This is a genomic window from Burkholderia lata (genome assembly GCF_000012945.1).
GTDB lineage: Bacteria > Pseudomonadota > Gammaproteobacteria > Burkholderiales > Burkholderiaceae > Burkholderia > Burkholderia lata.
The window spans coordinates 3,345,062-3,360,023 of the sequence record NC_007511.1 but is presented as its reverse complement, the minus strand read 5'-3'; the positions used below and the strand labels follow the sequence as shown (position 1 = coordinate 3,360,023).

16 protein-coding genes are annotated in these 14,962 nt (G+C 67.3%); 13 read left to right on the top strand and 3 right to left on the bottom strand.

What is annotated here, in order from left to right; translation table 11 throughout:
- Positions 1–184 precede the first annotated feature (184 nt).
- Complete coding sequence (locus tag BCEP18194_RS37575; RefSeq protein ID WP_011356565.1) at positions 185–1,210, bottom strand: fatty acid desaturase; 1,026 nt, start codon at positions 1,208–1,210, stop codon at positions 185–187.
- Positions 1,211–1,511: 301 nt separating this feature from the next.
- On the opposite strand from BCEP18194_RS37575, the gene BCEP18194_RS37570 reads away from it, so the two are divergent.
- Positions 1,512–2,336 (top strand): phosphate/phosphite/phosphonate ABC transporter substrate-binding protein, encoded by an 825-nt coding sequence (locus tag BCEP18194_RS37570; protein ID WP_011356564.1) that lies wholly within the window; start codon positions 1,512–1,514, stop codon positions 2,334–2,336.
- A gap of 24 nt (positions 2,337–2,360) precedes the next feature.
- Here BCEP18194_RS37570 and BCEP18194_RS37565 read toward each other — a convergent pair whose 3' ends face one another.
- Complete coding sequence (locus BCEP18194_RS37565; protein ID WP_011356563.1) at positions 2,361–3,116, bottom strand: GntR family transcriptional regulator; 756 nt, start codon at positions 3,114–3,116, stop codon at positions 2,361–2,363.
- A 1-nt stretch (position 3,117) separates the two neighbouring features.
- Positions 3,118–4,806 (bottom strand): sigma-54-dependent Fis family transcriptional regulator, encoded by a 1,689-nt coding sequence (locus BCEP18194_RS37560; protein WP_011356562.1) that lies wholly within the window; start codon positions 4,804–4,806, stop codon positions 3,118–3,120.
- A 184-nt stretch (positions 4,807–4,990) separates the two neighbouring features.
- On the opposite strand from BCEP18194_RS37560, the gene BCEP18194_RS37555 reads away from it, so the two are divergent.
- From BCEP18194_RS37555 to BCEP18194_RS37500, 12 genes are all read left to right on the top strand, one after another.
- Entirely contained in the window at positions 4,991–5,323 is a 333-nt protein-coding gene (locus tag BCEP18194_RS37555; RefSeq protein ID WP_244273045.1) for a phenol hydroxylase subunit, read from the top strand.
- A gap of 16 nt (positions 5,324–5,339) precedes the next feature.
- The gene (locus tag BCEP18194_RS37550; protein WP_011356560.1) at positions 5,340–6,335 is read left to right on the top strand and encodes a phenol hydroxylase; all 996 of its coding nucleotides are present in this window, start codon (positions 5,340–5,342) and stop codon (positions 6,333–6,335) included.
- Positions 6,336–6,370: 35 nt separating this feature from the next.
- Positions 6,371–6,640, top strand: coding sequence for an MmoB/DmpM family protein (locus BCEP18194_RS37545; RefSeq protein ID WP_011356559.1), 270 nt, complete (start codon positions 6,371–6,373; stop codon positions 6,638–6,640).
- A gap of 38 nt (positions 6,641–6,678) precedes the next feature.
- The gene (locus BCEP18194_RS37540; RefSeq protein WP_011356558.1) at positions 6,679–8,229 is read left to right on the top strand and encodes an aromatic/alkene/methane monooxygenase hydroxylase/oxygenase subunit alpha; all 1,551 of its coding nucleotides are present in this window, start codon (positions 6,679–6,681) and stop codon (positions 8,227–8,229) included.
- Positions 8,230–8,308: 79 nt separating this feature from the next.
- Positions 8,309–8,665 (top strand): phenol hydroxylase subunit P4, encoded by a 357-nt coding sequence (locus BCEP18194_RS37535; RefSeq protein ID WP_011356557.1) that lies wholly within the window; start codon positions 8,309–8,311, stop codon positions 8,663–8,665.
- A gap of 26 nt (positions 8,666–8,691) precedes the next feature.
- Positions 8,692–9,756, top strand: coding sequence for an NADH:ubiquinone reductase (Na(+)-transporting) subunit F (locus BCEP18194_RS37530; RefSeq protein ID WP_011356556.1), 1,065 nt, complete (start codon positions 8,692–8,694; stop codon positions 9,754–9,756).
- 1 nt (position 9,757) lies between these two features.
- Positions 9,758–10,114, top strand: a complete 357-nt coding sequence (locus BCEP18194_RS37525; RefSeq protein WP_011356555.1) for a 2Fe-2S iron-sulfur cluster-binding protein — start codon at positions 9,758–9,760, stop codon at positions 10,112–10,114.
- A 17-nt stretch (positions 10,115–10,131) separates the two neighbouring features.
- On the top strand, positions 10,132–11,076 hold the full coding sequence (locus BCEP18194_RS37520; RefSeq protein ID WP_011356554.1) for a catechol 2,3-dioxygenase: 945 nt from the start codon (positions 10,132–10,134) through the stop codon (positions 11,074–11,076).
- Positions 11,077–11,097: 21 nt separating this feature from the next.
- Positions 11,098–11,547, top strand: a complete 450-nt coding sequence (locus BCEP18194_RS37515) for a GlcG/HbpS family heme-binding protein (protein WP_011356553.1) — start codon at positions 11,098–11,100, stop codon at positions 11,545–11,547.
- A 115-nt stretch (positions 11,548–11,662) separates the two neighbouring features.
- Positions 11,663–13,174: a 2-hydroxymuconic semialdehyde dehydrogenase gene (locus tag BCEP18194_RS37510; RefSeq protein WP_050781685.1), complete on the top strand. Its 1,512-nt coding sequence runs from the start codon at positions 11,663–11,665 to the stop codon at positions 13,172–13,174.
- A 28-nt stretch (positions 13,175–13,202) separates the two neighbouring features.
- Positions 13,203–13,985, top strand: a complete 783-nt coding sequence (gene dmpE / locus BCEP18194_RS37505; RefSeq protein ID WP_011356551.1) for a 2-oxopent-4-enoate hydratase — start codon at positions 13,203–13,205, stop codon at positions 13,983–13,985.
- Between the two features lie 40 nt (positions 13,986–14,025).
- Positions 14,026–14,946, top strand: a complete 921-nt coding sequence (locus BCEP18194_RS37500) for an acetaldehyde dehydrogenase (acetylating) (RefSeq protein ID WP_011356550.1) — start codon at positions 14,026–14,028, stop codon at positions 14,944–14,946.
- Positions 14,947–14,962: the final 16 nt, after the last annotated feature.

Below are 14,962 nucleotides of genomic sequence, written 5' to 3'. Positions count from 1 at the left end.
CGTCGTGGGGGAGTGCGGCGCGCGGCCGGGAGCAGAGCCGGGGCGAATGATTGTTGGAAGCCCCGGACGAGCCGTCATTCTGGGCATTGCCGGCGTAATTGGCAATGCGCGGGTGTCCATCAAATTGTCGGCGTTTCGTAAGGAATATGCCGCTGAGCGGACGAATCGTAGGCTTCGCCGAACGTCACGTACTGATCTGCACCACCTTGTCGACCACCGCCACCTTCACACCGCTCCCCGTCGACAATGACGCCGTGCCCTGATCAAACGGATGCACGGGCGTATCGGTCGGCGTCCACGCATGGCGCGCGAGCAGTTCGCGGTACCCGCCGCGAATCACGAAGCCGCCGCACTTCCGCGTATACGCGTCGCGACGCATCCGGTACGCGCGCGGCAAGTCGTACCACGGTAGCTTCGGCAGGTCGTGATGGACGAGGTGATAGTTGTTGTTCAGGTACAGCAGCCGCATCGCGAAGCCGGCTTCATTGATCGCGATGCGCGCCTTCGGATGCGGTGCGGCACGATGCTCGTACAGCGAGCGGATCATCGCGATCGACAACGCGGGCCACGTGACCGCGAGCAGGTAGTACCACCACGGCACGCCGATCGCCCATTGCAGCCACGCGAGCAGCGCAATCACGCAGGCGATATGCATCGCCCACATCGGCAGATAGCGAAAATCGCCGCGACGAAACGCAGCGCATGCATCGATGCCCATCGCTAAGATGCTCAGCGGCGGCCCGGCTAAGAATCGTCCGATGAAAGTCTTGCGTGCGACCGTCAGCACGCGGCGCCAGCGCGGCAACTGCGCCCAGCGTTCGCGCGTGACGTAGTTCGTTTCGGGATCGACGCCCGGCACGGTCAGGTCTTCGTCGCGGTGATGGTCGAGATGCGTGTCGCGATACAGCGTGTACGGATACCAGACCGTCAGCGGCGGATAGCCGAGCAGCTTGTTCACGCGCGCGGAGCGCGTCGGATGGCCGTGCAGCAGCTCGTGCTGCAGCGACAGGTGCCATGCGCCGAGCAGGATCAGCGGCGGTGTCGCGGCCGCGAGCGACAGGGTGCCGTCGCGCACGAGCAGCAGCACGGCAAGCCAGCCGCCGTAGATCGCGACGACCAGCAGCCAGGTCGGCCACTCGGTGCGGGCGGTGAAGCGGGTGTCGAGCGCGGCGATCGCACGCGCGTGGTCGACGTCGAAGTATTCGGCCATGGCGTTGAGGCGGGATTGAATGGGCGGTGCGGGGAACGAGCGGTTGAACCGGTGCGCTCGGCCCGGGTGCGCAGGTGTCTCGCGGATCACGGTCGGCCTGTCCGTTATCACGTGCGATGGCGATGCTCGGGCAGGCATCACGACGGTACCGGGATCGCGCTGTGCGGCCAACCAATCGATTCGCATTTGCTTATCGTCGCGTGGCCGATAAGCTTCGGGCGCGCTGCGCCACGTTCGGCCCCCGTTTTGCCAAGATTGACTCAGGTTCCGCTACGCGAGCGGCGATGCGTAGAATGCCCGCATGAACCCATGGATCGCAGTACTGCCGATGTACAACGTGACGCCACGCCATGACGCGCTATGGCGCGCACTGCTGCGCGATGCACTCGATGCGTTCGCGAACGCGGGTGGGCCCGGCGATGTCGCGCTTCCGGATGAATCGTTCGACGACCTGCATGCGCTATGGCAGCGCGACGATCTGCTGCTATCGCAGACCTGTGGCTATCCGTACCGGATGCTGGGCTTGCGCGATGTCGTGCGACTGATCGCGACCCCCGTGTTCGATGCAGACGGATGCCACGGCGCGCATTACAGCAGCGCGCTGGTCGTGTCGGCTCGCGCGCATGCGGGCGGCGCGACGACGCTCGCCGCATGCCGGGGGCTGCGGGCCGCATTCAACGGCGGAGATTCGCACAGCGGGATGAACGCGCTTCGGCATGCGGTTGCGCCGCATGCACGCGACGGGCGATTCTTCGGATCGGTCACGCCGTTCGGTTCGCACCTGAATGTGCTGCGTGCGCTGGCTTCAGATGAGGCCGATTGCGCGGCGATCGACTGCGTGACGTTCGCGTACGTGCGGGACGCACTGCCCGAATTGCTGAAGGACATTCGAATCATCGGGATGACGGCCGCTGCGCCGGGACTGCCGTTCATCGCATCGCACACGCTGCCGGAATCGCAGGTCGCCGCGTTGCGGGACGCGCTCGATCGTGCGGTGTCGGCCGATGCCGAGCGCGCGCGCGTGCTGCGGCTGAAGGGATTCGAACGGTTGTCGCCAGGCGATTACGACACGATTGCGCGGTTCGAGCGCGAGGCGGCCGCGCACGGGTATCCCGCGCTGGCCTGAGCGCCGCGAGCGCGCCGTGAAGCATTAGAACGGCAGCGTACCGGGCGGCGCGTTGCGTACGACGGCGAGCGTCGTGCCGATATGGTCTTCGAGCGCGAGCGCCGCGCGCGCATCGGCGCGTCGCATCGCGGCTTCGAACAGGCACGCATGTTCCGCATGGACGTCGCGTTTCGAATCGCCGAGCCCGATGCACACGCGCCGGTACCGTTCGCTTTGCTGCGACAGCATGCGCAGGATCAGGTAGGTCCACGGCGTCGCGGCCGCCGAGATCAGCGCTTCGTGAAAGCGCCGGTTGCATGCTTCCCACGCGGTGCGGTGTTCGATCGATACCGGCTGCTCCCAGGCCGACAGCATCTCGAAGCTTTGCCGCACCCTGTGTTCCCACGCATCGTCGCCGCGCCGCACGGATTCGCGCAGCGCATCGACCTCGATATGGATGCGCAGCCGCGTGATCGCTTCGAGATCGTCGACCGACATCGGCGTGACGCGAAACCCGCGCTGTCCTTCTGCGACGACCAGTGCATCGCTGACGAGCCGCGTGAGCGCCTCGCGCAGCGTGCCCGCGCCGACGCCGTACACGTTCTTCAGGTGCTCGACGCGCAGCTTCGCGCCGGGCGGGTAGTGCCCCTCGATGATGTGCTGGCGAAGCTGATGGTACGCATGCTCGCTGAGCGTGCGTGCATGCGGTTCGACCGCGTCGTCGGCGGCCGGCTCGCTCGCGGGCGGCGTGTCGTCGCGCAGTGCGTCGGCGAACGGGTGGGCGGGCAGGATGGTGTTCATGTCACGTTTCCTCCTGATCCTGTTTGCGGTTGAGGCGATAGCTGAGCTGCGCGCGCGTCAGCCCGAGCAGGCGGGCGGCGGCCGACAGGTTGCCGTTCGCGCGATCGACGGCCTCGTGCAGCAGCGCGCGCTCGAGGCCGTCGAGCCCGCCGCCGCCCTGCAACTGGTCGAGGATCGTCGCGCAGTCGATCGACAGCGCGGCGGCCGGCTTGATCTGGCCCGCCCGGTCGACGGTTGCGCCGCCGGGCAGCCCGACGCCGGGGAACAGGTCCTTCGCGTCGACCGGCCGGTTCGGGCGCGACAGGATCACCGCGCGCTCGATCAGGTTTTCGAGCTCGCGCACGTTGCCGGGCCATCGGTAGCCACGCAGCGCGTCATACGCATAGTCGGTCAGCGTGGGCGCCGGCTTGCCGTGCAGCGACGCGAAACGTTCCAGCATCGCGTCGGCGAGCAGCGCGATGTCGTCCTGGCGGTCGCGCAGCGGCGGAATCAGCACCGGGTAGACGTTGATCCGGTAGTAGAGGTCGGCGCGGAAGGTGCCGTCGCGCACGGCCTGTTCCAGATCGCGGTTGGTGGCCGCGACGACGCGCACCTCCACCTTCCTGCTGTCGGTCGCGCCGAGCCGTTCGACCTCGCCCTCCTGAAGCACGCGCAGCAGCTTGGCCTGCACGTCGAGCGGCAACTCGCCGATCTCGTCCAGGAACAGCGTGCCGCCGTTCGCGCGCTCGAAGCGCCCGGCACGCGCGACCTGCGAGCCCGTGAATGCGCCTTTCTCCGCACCGAACAGTTCCGACTCGATCAGCGCGTGCGGAATGGCCGCGCAGTTGATCGCGACGAACGGCTTCGCGGCGCGCGGGCTGAGGCTGTGCAGCGCGCGGGCGAAGCGCTCCTTGCCGACGCCCGTCTCGCCGGTGAGCAGGACGGCCACCTTGGTCGGCGCGGCCGTCTCCAGCAGCGCATAGGCGGCACGAAACGCGTCGGAGCGCCCGACGAGCCGCGTGCGGTCATCGTCGGGCGCGATCTCGAGGCGCAGCGATTCGACCTCGGTCTGCAGGTCGCGGATCGTATTGATCAGCGAATCGGCCTTGAACCACGACGAGATTTCCTCGGCATCAGGCCATTCCTCGGCCGGCTTGCCGACGATCGTGCAGTGCGGGTCCTGCATGCCGACGCAGCCCGTTTCCTTGAACAGGATCGTCCGGCCTATGAAGGCGCTCGTATAGCCGGTCGCATAGCCGATCAGCATCCAGCACACCGGCTCGGGCTGCGGCCCGAACGTGCGGCGATGCACGTCGGCCTCCCATGAATGTTCCCAGCGGTATTCGCAATAGAACGCGCCCGTCGCGGGATCGGCCTCGAAGCGCAACGGCGTGACCTGCACGGCGCCTTCGAGCATGTGCAACTGCGGGCCGACATGAAACATGTCGAACAGCGACGCGCCGCTGCGGATCTCGCGGGCGAGCGCGGCGTCCCGTTCGCCGGCCGCGAAGCCGACGCGCGTGAAGAAGCGCCGCGTCTGCGCGGGCCCGACGCTTTCCATCAATTCCTGGCGCAGCGTCGCCAGCGCGCCGGCGTGGAGCAGCACCATCCGCTGTCCGGCGAGCCAGATGCGGCCGTCGCTCGCCGAAAAATGGATCAGCTTGCGCAGGTCGGTGTCCGGCGGCAAGGGGGGCAGGCTGGGCCGCGTCATGTCTCCTCCGTCGAGATTTCTCGTGATTTTCGAAATTGCCGCTCGCGGCGCCCCAACCCGGGCAGCCGTTTGATCATTTCATCAAATGCGCGCTGCCGGGTTGCTCAAATGATGAAGAGGGCCGCCGAATCTGGGGTTCAGCGCAATCGCCCGGGCGCGGTTTCGATTCTGGTTAACCGCCATTGTGGATCGCGAATTTGAACTTTGCGTCAGGGCTTTCCCTGAATTATCGAGATTTTTTGTCGAACCGGCCGCGCGTGGCACGGATGCTGCATTGAAGGACGGCATGGAGGCGACACCGGACATGAATCCAACCGACACCGATCTTTTCCCGCTCGACCCGGGCCGCAAGTGCGTCCGCGTGACCGGCACGAACACCCGCGGCTTCGTCGAATTCGAGTTTTCGATCGGCGGCGCGCCGGAGCTGTGCGTCGAGCTGACGTTGCCTCCTGCCGCCTTCGACGCGTTCTGCCGCGAACAGCAGGTCACGCGGCTGGACGTCGAAGCGAACCCATGACCTTGAGGAGCAAGAAGTGACCATCGAGCTGAAGACAGTCGACATCAAGCCGCTCCGGCACACCTTTGCGCACGTGGCGCAGAACATCGGCGGCGACAAGACGGCGACGCGCTACCAGGAAGGCATGATGGGCGCGCAGCCCCAGGCGAACTTCCATTACCGCCCGACGTGGGATCCCGATTACGAGATCTTCGACGCATCGCGTTCGGCGATCCGGATGGCGAACTGGTACGCGCTGAAGGATCCGCGCCAGTTCTACTACGCGTCGTGGGCGACCACGCGGGCCCGCCAGCAGGACACGATGGAAGCGAACTTCGAGTTCGTCGAGTCGCGCCGGATGATCGGCCTGATGCGCAACGACGTCGCCGCGCACGCGCTCGACGTGCTGGTGCCGCTGCGCCACGCGGCCTGGGGCGCGAACATGAACAACGCGCAGGTCTGCGCGCTCGGCTACGGCACCGCGTTCACGGCGCCCGCGATGTTCCATGCGATGGACAACCTCGGGGTTGCGCAATACCTCACGCGGCTCGCGCTCGCGATGGCCGAGCCCGATGTGCTCGACACCGCCAAGGCGGCGTGGACGACCGGCGCCGCGTGGCAGCCGCTGCGGCGTTATGTCGAGGACACGCTGGTGGTTGCCGATCCGGTCGAGCTGTTCGTCGCGCAGAACCTGGCGCTCGACGGGCTGCTTTACCCGCTCGTGTACGACCGCTTCGTCGACGAGCGGATCGCGCTCGCGGGCGGCTCGGCGGTGGCGATGCTGACCGCGTTCATGCCGGAATGGCACACCGAATCGAACCGCTGGATCGATGCCGTCGTAAAGACGATGGCGTCCGAATCCGACGACAACCGCGCGCTGCTGGCACGCTGGACGCGCGACTGGTCCGAGCGGGCCGACGCGGCGCTCGCGCCGGTGGCGACGCTGGCGCTGCAGGACGACGGCCGCGCCGCGCTCGACGAAGCGCGAGAACAGTTCCACACGCGTGTCGCGAAGCTCGGCATCGCGCGCTGAGCCCGGGCCGCCCAACTTTTATCCAGGAAACCAGCATGTCCAACGTATTCATCGCCTTTCAGGCCAATGAGGAGTCCAGACCGATCGTCGAGGCGATCGTCGCGGACAACCCGCTCGCGACGGTGGTCGAGTCGCCCGGCATGATCAAGATCGATTCGCCCGACCGGCTGACGATCCGCCGCGAAACGATCGAGGAACTCACCGGTACGCGTTTCGACCTGCAGCAACTGCAGGTGAACCTGATCACGCTGTCCGGCCATATCGACGAGGACGACGACCAGTTCACGCTGAGCTGGTCGCACTGAACGCCGCGCCACGCGCACCGACAACACCGGAGACACGAATGGACACGCCTACGCTCAAGAAAAAACTCGGCCTGAAGGACCGCTACGCGGCGATGACGCGCGGCCTCGGCTGGGAGACGACCTACCAGCCGATGGACAAGGTCTTCCCGTACGACCGCTACGAGGGCATCAAGATCCACGACTGGGACAAGTGGGTCGACCCGTTCCGCCTGACGATGGACGCGTACTGGAAGTACCAGGGCGAGAAGGAAAAGAAGCTGTACGCGGTGATCGACGCGTTCACGCAGAACAACGCGTTCCTCGGCGTGACCGATGCGCGCTACATCAACGCGCTGAAGCTGTTCATCCAGGGCGTGACGCCGCTCGAATACCTCGCGCATCGCGGCTTCGCGCACGTCGGCCGGCACTTCACCGGCGAGGGTGCGCGCATCGCGTGCCAGATGCAGTCGATCGACGAATTGCGGCACTACCAGACCGAAACGCACGCGATGTCGACGTACAACAAGTTCTTCAACGGCTTCCATCACTCGAACCACTGGTTCGACCGCGTCTGGTACCTGTCGGTGCCGAAGTCGTTCTTCGAAGATGCGTACTCGTCGGGGCCGTTCGAATTCCTGACGGCCGTGAGCTTCTCGTTCGAATACGTGCTGACGAACCTGCTGTTCGTGCCGTTCATGTCGGGCGCGGCCTACAACGGCGACATGTCGACCGTCACGTTCGGCTTTTCCGCGCAGTCGGACGAGTCGCGCCACATGACGCTCGGCATCGAGTGCATCAAGTTCCTGCTCGAGCAGGACCCGGGCAACGTGCCGATCGTGCAGCGCTGGATCGACAAGTGGTTCTGGCGCGGCTACCGGCTGCTGACGCTCGTCGCGATGATGATGGACTACATGCAGCCGAAGCGCGTGATGAGCTGGCGCGAATCGTGGGAGATGTACGCGGAGCAGAACGGCGGCGCGCTGTTCAAGGATCTCGCGCGCTACGGCATTCGAGAGCCGAAGGGCTGGCAGGACGCGTGCGAAGGCAAGGACCACATCAGCCACCAGGCATGGTCGACGTTCTACGGCTTCAACGCGGCGTCCGCGTTCCACACCTGGGTGCCGACGGAAGACGAGATGAACTGGCTGGCGGCGAAGTATCCCGACTCGTTCGACCGCTACTACCGCCCGCGCTTCGACCACTGGGGTGAACAGGCGAAAGCCGGCAACCGCTTCTACATGAAGACGCTGCCGATGCTGTGCCAGACCTGCCAGATCCCGATGCTGTTCACCGAGCCCGGCAACCCGCGCAAGATCGGCGCGCGCGAATCGGACTACCTCGGCAACAAGTTCCATTTCTGCAGCGATCACTGCAAGGAAATCTTCGATCACGAGCCGCAGAAGTACGTGCAAGCGTGGCTGCCCGTGCATCAGATCCACCAGGGCAACTGCTTCCCGCCCGATGCGGACCCGAGCGCCGAAGGCTTCGATCCGCTCGCCGCCGTACTCGACTACTACGCGGTGGGCATGGGTCGCGACAACCTCGATTTCGAAGGCTCGGAAGACCAGAGGAACTTCGCGGCATGGCGTGGCCAGGCCACGAGCAACTGATCGATCCGCATCCCCTACGCAACTTGAACGAGACCGGCGCACGCGCGCATGCGCGAACGCCGGCCGACAGGAGACAAGCATGGCCGTCATCGCGCTCAAACCCTACGACTTCCCGATCAAGGATGAGGTCGGGAAGTTTCCGGCACCGTTGCTCTACGTGTGCTGGGAAGACCACCTGATGTTCCCGGCGCCGTTCTGCCTGCCGCTGCCGCCGGACCTGCCGTTCGGCGCGCTCGCACGCGACGTGCTGCCGCCCGTCTACGGCTACCACCCGGACTTCGCCAAGATCGACTGGGATCGCGTCGAGTGGTTCCGTTCCGGCGAGCCGTGGGCGCCGGACGCGGCAAAGAGCCTGGCCGGCAACGGCCTCGGGCACAAGGACCTGATCAGCTTCCGCACACCGGGCCTCGACGGCCTCGGCGGCGCGAGCTTCTGACCGCGAACGCGGACGGACGAACCATCATGAGCCACCAACTAACCATCGAGCCGCTGGGCGTCACGATCGAGGTCGAGGAAGGGCAGACGATGCTCGACGCGGCGCTGCGCCAGGGCATCTACATTCCGCATGCGTGCTGTCACGGGCTGTGCGGCACCTGCAAGGTCGCCGTGCTCGACGGCGAGACCGACCTCGGCGACGCGAACCCGTTCGCGCTGATGGACTTCGAGCGCGAGGAAGGCAAGGCGCTCGCGTGCTGCGCGACGCTGCAGGCCGACACCGTGATCGAGGCCGACGTCGACGAGGAGCCGGACGCGGAGATCATCCCCGTCAAGGACTTCGCGGCGGACGTCACGCGCATCGAGCAGCTCACGCCGACCATCAAGTCGATCCGCCTGAAGCTGTCGCAGCCGATCCATTTCCAGGCCGGCCAGTACGTGCAGCTCGAGATTCCGGGGCTCGGGCAGAGTCGCGCGTTCTCGATCGCGAATTCGCCGGCCGACGTGGCCGCCACCGGCGAGATCGAGCTGAACGTGCGGCAGGTGCCGGGCGGGCTCGGCACCGGCTACCTGCACGAGCAACTGGCGGCGGGCGACCGCGTGCGGCTGTCGGGCCCGTACGGCCGCTTCTTCGTGCGCCGCTCGGCCGCGTTGCCGATGATCTTCATGGCCGGCGGATCGGGCCTGTCGAGCCCGCGCTCGATGATCGCGGACCTGCTCGACGGCGGCATCACTGCGCCGATCACGCTGGTTTACGGCCAGCGCAACGCGAAGGAGCTCTACTACCACGACGAATTCCGCGCGCTCGCCGAGCGTTACCCGAACTTCACGTACGTGCCGGCGCTGTCCGAAGGCGCGGCGGATGCCGGTGGCGGAATCGCGCAGGGGTTCGTGCACGACGTCGCGAACGCGCATTTCGACGGCGACTTTTCCGGCCACCAGGCGTACCTGTGCGGGCCGCCCGCGATGATCGACGCCTGCATCACCGCGTTGATGAAGGGCCGCCTGTTCGAGCGCGACATCTATCACGAGAAGTTCATCTCGGCGGCCGACGCGCAACAGACGCGCAGCCCGCTGTTCCGGCGGGTGTGACATGGATGCGGGCCGCGTGTGCGCCACGGTGACGATCACGCAGACCGACGAGCGCTATGCGTGCGCGGCCGGCGAATCGCTGCTGGCCGGGATGGCGAAGCTCGGCCGGCGCGGCATTCCGGTCGGGTGCCTGAACGGCGGGTGCGGCGTGTGCAAGGTGCGCGTGCTGCGCGGCGTCGTGCACCGGCTCGGGCCGATCAGCCGCGCGCACGTCAGCGCCGACGAAGAGCGCGACGGCTATGCGCTCGCGTGCCGCGTCGCGCCGGACGGCGACGTCGAGCTGGAAGTGGCGGGCCGGCTGAAAAAGCCGTTTTTCTGCGGCTCGGCCTGCGCCGGGGCGCCGGTATTCAACAAGTAACCAGGAGGAGACTCACCATGGGTGTGATGCGTATTGGTCATGTCAATCTGAAGGTGATGGACATGGAAGCGGCGCTGCGTCACTACGTGCGCGTGCTCGGCATGCAGGAGACGATGCGCGACGCGGCCGGCAACGTCTACCTGAAATGTTGGGACGAATGGGACCGGTATTCGCTGATCCTGTCGCCGTCCGATCAGGCGGGGCTCAAGCATGCGGCGTACAAGGTCGAGCACGACGCCGATCTCGACGCGTTGCAGCAGCGTATCGAGGCGTACGGGATCCGGACCGAGATGCTGCCCGACGGCGCGCTGCCGGCGGTGGGCCGCCAGTTGCGCTTCCTGCTGCCGAGCGGGCACGAGCTGCGCCTGTTCGCGCAGAAGGAGCAAGTCGGCACCGCGGTCGGCTCGCTGAATCCCGATCCGTGGCCCGACGACATTCCGGGCTCGGCCGTGCACTGGCTCGACCACTGCCTGCTGATGTGCGAGATGAACCCGGAAGCCGGCGTGAACCGCGTCGAGGAGAACACGCGCTTCATGACCGAGTGTCTCGACTTCCACCTGGCCGAGCAGGTCATGGTCGGCCCGGGCAACACGATCCAGGCCGCGACGTGGATGTTCCGCAGCTCGACGCCGCACGACATCGCGTTCGTCGGCGGCCCGCGAAACGGGCTGCATCACATCGCGTTCTTCCTCGACGACTGGGCCGACGTGCTGAAGTCGGCCGACGTGATGGCGAAGAACAAGGTGAAGATCGACGTCGCGCCTACGCGGCACGGCATCACGCGCGGCACGACCATCTATTTCTTCGATCCGAGCGGCAACCGCAACGAGACCTTCGCGGGGCTCGGCTATCTCGCGCAGCCCGACCGCCCGGTCACGACCTGGACCGAGGACGAGCTCGGGCGCGGGATCTTCTTCCATTCCGGTGAGCTGAACGAAGCGTTCACGACCGTCTACACCTGATACGCACAGGAGCACACCGTCATGGCTTGCAACGATTCGACCCGCAGCGTCGTCACGCGCACGATCGACTGGCCCGCCGCGGCGCGCGCCGCGCAGGCAGCGGCAGCGGCCGCCGAGCGGCTCGGCGTGCGCGTGAACGTCGCGGTCGTCGATGCGGCCGGCCTGCTCGCGGCATTCGTGCGGATGCCCGGCGCGCCGCTGCATTCGATCGACATCGCGATCGACAAGGCGTACACGGCCGCGAGCTTCGGCTTGCCGACCGGGGCGTGGCACGACGCGCTGGCAGCGCATTCGGCGGCGGTGCAGCAGGGGCTCGTGTTGCGCCCGCGCTTCGTCGCGTTCGGTGGCGGGCTGCCGATCGTCGACGACGGCGCGCTGATCGGCGGCATCGGCGTGTCGGGCGGCAGCGAGGCACAGGACGAAAGCTGTGCACGCGCGGGCCTCGACGCTGCCGGCTTCGGCGGCGGGTGACGGGCGGTACACGAAACACGGCATGCGGCTCGCGAATGCGTCTTGCGAACGTCCTTCGCATACGTCGTTCGCGACCGCACCGGATCATGGATTCACGACTATCGGCAACCACATCATGTACGACACGGAACCTCTCGCCGCGACACGCGGCCCCGCCGGCGGGCAGCCGGAACCGCGGCGCGTCCGCAACTTCATCGACGGCGACTATCGCGCGGGCGATCGCTGGTTCGACAAGCGCTCGCCGCTCGACAACGCCGTGATCGCCCGCGTGGCCGAAGCGAGCCGCGCGGATGTCGACGCGGCCGTGCAGGCGGCGCGCGCGGCGCTGTCGGGGCCGTGGGGCGGGCTGACCGTCGCGCAGCGCGTCGACATCCTGTACGCGGTGGCCGACGGCATCACGCGCCGCTTCGACGATTTCCTCGAAGCCGAAGTGGCCGACACCGGCAAGCCGGTGAGCCTCGCGAGCCATATCGACATTCCGCGCGGCGCCGCGAACTTCAAGGTGTTCGCCGACGTCGTGAAGAACGTGCCCGGCGAAACCTTCGAAATGGCGACGCCGGACGGCGCGGGCGCGCTCAACTACGCGATCCGCCGCCCGGTCGGCGTGGTCGGCGTGATTTGCCCGTGGAACCTGCCGCTGCTGCTGATGACGTGGAAGGTCGGCCCCGCGCTGGCGTGCGGCAACACGGTGGTCGTGAAGCCGTCGGAGGAAACGCCGCAGACGGCCGCGCTGCTCGGCGAAGTGATGAACGCGGCGGGCGTGCCGCGCGGCGTCTACAACGTCGTGCACGGCTTCGGGCCCGGTTCGGCCGGCGAATTCCTGACGACCCATCCCGGCGTGAACGCGATCACGTTCACCGGTGAGACGCGCACCGGCGCGGCGATCATGAAGGCGGCGGCCGACGGCGCGCGGCCCGTCAGCCTCGAGATGGGCGGCAAGAACGCGGCGATCGTGTTTGCCGACTGCGATTTCGACGCGGCTGTCGAAGGCACGCTGCGCTCGTGCTTCGCGAACGCGGGGCAGGTGTGCCTCGGCACCGAGCGCGTGTATGTCGAGCGTCCGCTGTTCGAGCGCTTCGTCGCCGCGCTGAAGGCCGGCGCCGAGCAACTGCGGCCGGGCCGCCCGGAAGCGGACACGACCGGTATCGGCCCGTTGATCAGCCAGGAGCACCGCGACAAGGTGCTGTCGTACTACCGCAAGGCCGCCGAGCTCGGCGCGACGGTCGTGACGGGCGGCGGCGTGCCCGACATGCCGGCAGACCTGCGCGACGGCGCCTGGGTGCAGCCGACGATCTGGACGGGCCTCGGCGACGATTCGCCGATCGCGCGCGACGAGATCTTCGGGCCGTGCACGCTCGTGATGCCGTTCGATTCGGAGGCCGAGGTGATCGGCCGCGCGAATGCGAACGCGTACGGGCTGTCGACCGCGATCTGGACCACCCACCTCGCCCGCGCGCATCGCGTCGCCGCGTCGATCGACGTCGGCATCGCGTGGGTCAATTCGTGGTTCCTGCGCGACCTGCGCACCGCGTTCGGCGGCGCGAAGCAATCGGGCATCGGCCGCGAAGGCGGCGTGCATTCGCTCGAGTTCTACACGGAACTCCGCAACGTCTGCATCAAGCTCTGACCCACCCGTTACTGACCGGAAAACTCTTATGGACTCCACGTTGATTACCGCGCTGGGCGACCGGCTGTACGACGCGATGGCCTCGCGCACGCCCGTCGCACCGCTGACGTCGCAGCACGAGGACCTGTCGGTCGACGACGCGTACCGGATCCAGCAGCGCTTCGTGCAGCGCCGCCTGGACGCCGGGGAAACCGTGATCGGCAAGAAGATCGGCGTCACGTCGAAAGCCGTGATGGACATGCTCGGCGTGTACCAGCCCGATTTCGGCTACCTGCTGTCGGGGATGGTGTATGGCGAAGGCGAGTGCATTCCGCTCGACACGCTGATCCAGCCGAAGGCGGAAGGCGAGATCGCGTTCGTGCTGAAGCGCGACCTGCTCGGCCCCGGCGTGACGAACGCGATGGTGCTCGCCGCGACCGAATGCGTGATGCCGTGCTTCGAGATCGTCGATTCGCGGATTCGCGACTGGAAGATCCGCATCGGCGACACCGTGGCGGACAACGCGTCGTGCGGCGTGTTCGTGCTCGGCGACCAGGCGGTGAGCACACGCCGCGTCGATCTCGCGACCTGCGGGATGGTGCTCGAGAAAAACGGCGACGTGATCGGCACCGGCGCCGGCGCGGCCGCGCTCGGCTCGCCGGTCAATGCCGTCGCGTGGCTCGCCAATACGCTCGGCCGGCTCGGCATCCCGCTGAAGGCCGGCGAAGTGATCCTGTCCGGCGCGCTCGCCGCGATGGCGCCGGCCGGCCCCGGCGACAACTTCCGCGTGTCGATCGGCGGGATCGGCGCATGTTCGGTGCGGTTCGCGTGAGCGGCGCCGTTCCCCTTCACTGGCAAACGAGGAATTCCCCATGACCCGAAAAATCCGTTGCGCGCTGATCGGCCCCGGCAACATCGGCACCGACCTGCTCGCCAAACTCATGCGCAGCCCCGTGCTCGAGCCCGTGTGGATGGTCGGCATCGATCCCGATTCCGACGGCCTGAAGCGCGCGCGCGAACTCGGCCTGAAGACGACCGCGGAGGGTGTCGACGGCCTGCTGCCGCACGTACAGGCCGACGCCGTGCAGATCGCGTTCGACGCGACGAGCGCCTACGTGCACGCGGAGAACAGCCGCAAGCTCAACGCGCTCGGCGTGCTGATGATCGACCTGACGCCGGCCGCGATCGGCCCGTACTGTGTGCCGCCCGTCAACCTGATGGATCACATCGGCTCCGGCGAGATGAACGTGAACATGGTCACGTGCGGCGGCCAGGCGACGATCCCGATGGTGCGCGCGGTGTCCCGCGTGCAGCCGGTCGCGTACGGCGAGATCGTCGCGACGGTGTCGTCGCGCTCGGTCGGCCCCGGCACGCGCAAGAACATCGACGAATTCACGCGCACGACGGCGGCGGCAGTCGCGCAGGTCGGCGGCGCGAAGGACGGCAAGGCGATCATCGTGATCAACCCGGCCGACCCGCCGTTGATCATGCGCGACACCGTGCATTGCCTGACCGAGACCGCGCCCGACGAGGCACGCATCGTCGAATCGGTGCACGCGATGATCGCCGACGTGCAGCGCTACGTGCCCGGCTACCGGCTCGTCAACGGGCCGGTGTTCGACGGCAACCGCGTGTCGATCTACCTCGAAGTCGAAGGCCTCGGCGACTACCTGCCGAAGTACGCGGGCAACCTCGACATCATGACGGCCGCCGCCGCGCGCACCGCCGAGATGTTCGCCGAGGAACTGCTGGCCGGCCGCCTCGCGCTCCAGCCGGCCGCGCAGGCAGCCTGACGCGCGCTCATCCCAC

Bases quoted from the DNA above. Each gene is read 5' to 3' on its own strand.
- BCEP18194_RS37530 (WP_011356556.1), top strand. From the start codon at position 8,692: ATGAGCCACCAACTAACCATCGAGCCGCTGGGCGTCACGATCGAGGTC.
- BCEP18194_RS37545 (WP_011356559.1), top strand. From the start codon at position 6,371: ATGTCCAACGTATTCATCGCCTTTCAGGCCAATGAGGAGTCCAGACCG.
- BCEP18194_RS37510 (WP_050781685.1), top strand. From the start codon at position 11,663: ATGTACGACACGGAACCTCTCGCCGCGACACGCGGCCCCGCCGGCGGG.
- dmpE (WP_011356551.1), top strand. From the start codon at position 13,203: ATGGACTCCACGTTGATTACCGCGCTGGGCGACCGGCTGTACGACGCG.
- BCEP18194_RS37560 (WP_011356562.1), bottom strand. From the start codon at position 4,806: ATGACGCGGCCCAGCCTGCCCCCCTTGCCGCCGGACACCGACCTGCGC.
- BCEP18194_RS37500 (WP_011356550.1), top strand. From the start codon at position 14,026: ATGACCCGAAAAATCCGTTGCGCGCTGATCGGCCCCGGCAACATCGGC.
- BCEP18194_RS37535 (WP_011356557.1), top strand. From the start codon at position 8,309: ATGGCCGTCATCGCGCTCAAACCCTACGACTTCCCGATCAAGGATGAG.
- BCEP18194_RS37525 (WP_011356555.1), top strand. From the start codon at position 9,758: ATGGATGCGGGCCGCGTGTGCGCCACGGTGACGATCACGCAGACCGAC.
- BCEP18194_RS37520 (WP_011356554.1), top strand. From the start codon at position 10,132: ATGGGTGTGATGCGTATTGGTCATGTCAATCTGAAGGTGATGGACATG.
- BCEP18194_RS37570 (WP_011356564.1), top strand. From the start codon at position 1,512: ATGAACCCATGGATCGCAGTACTGCCGATGTACAACGTGACGCCACGC.
- BCEP18194_RS37540 (WP_011356558.1), top strand. From the start codon at position 6,679: ATGGACACGCCTACGCTCAAGAAAAAACTCGGCCTGAAGGACCGCTAC.
- BCEP18194_RS37515 (WP_011356553.1), top strand. From the start codon at position 11,098: ATGGCTTGCAACGATTCGACCCGCAGCGTCGTCACGCGCACGATCGAC.
- BCEP18194_RS37575 (WP_011356565.1), bottom strand. From the start codon at position 1,210: ATGGCCGAATACTTCGACGTCGACCACGCGCGTGCGATCGCCGCGCTC.
- BCEP18194_RS37565 (WP_011356563.1), bottom strand. From the start codon at position 3,116: ATGAACACCATCCTGCCCGCCCACCCGTTCGCCGACGCACTGCGCGAC.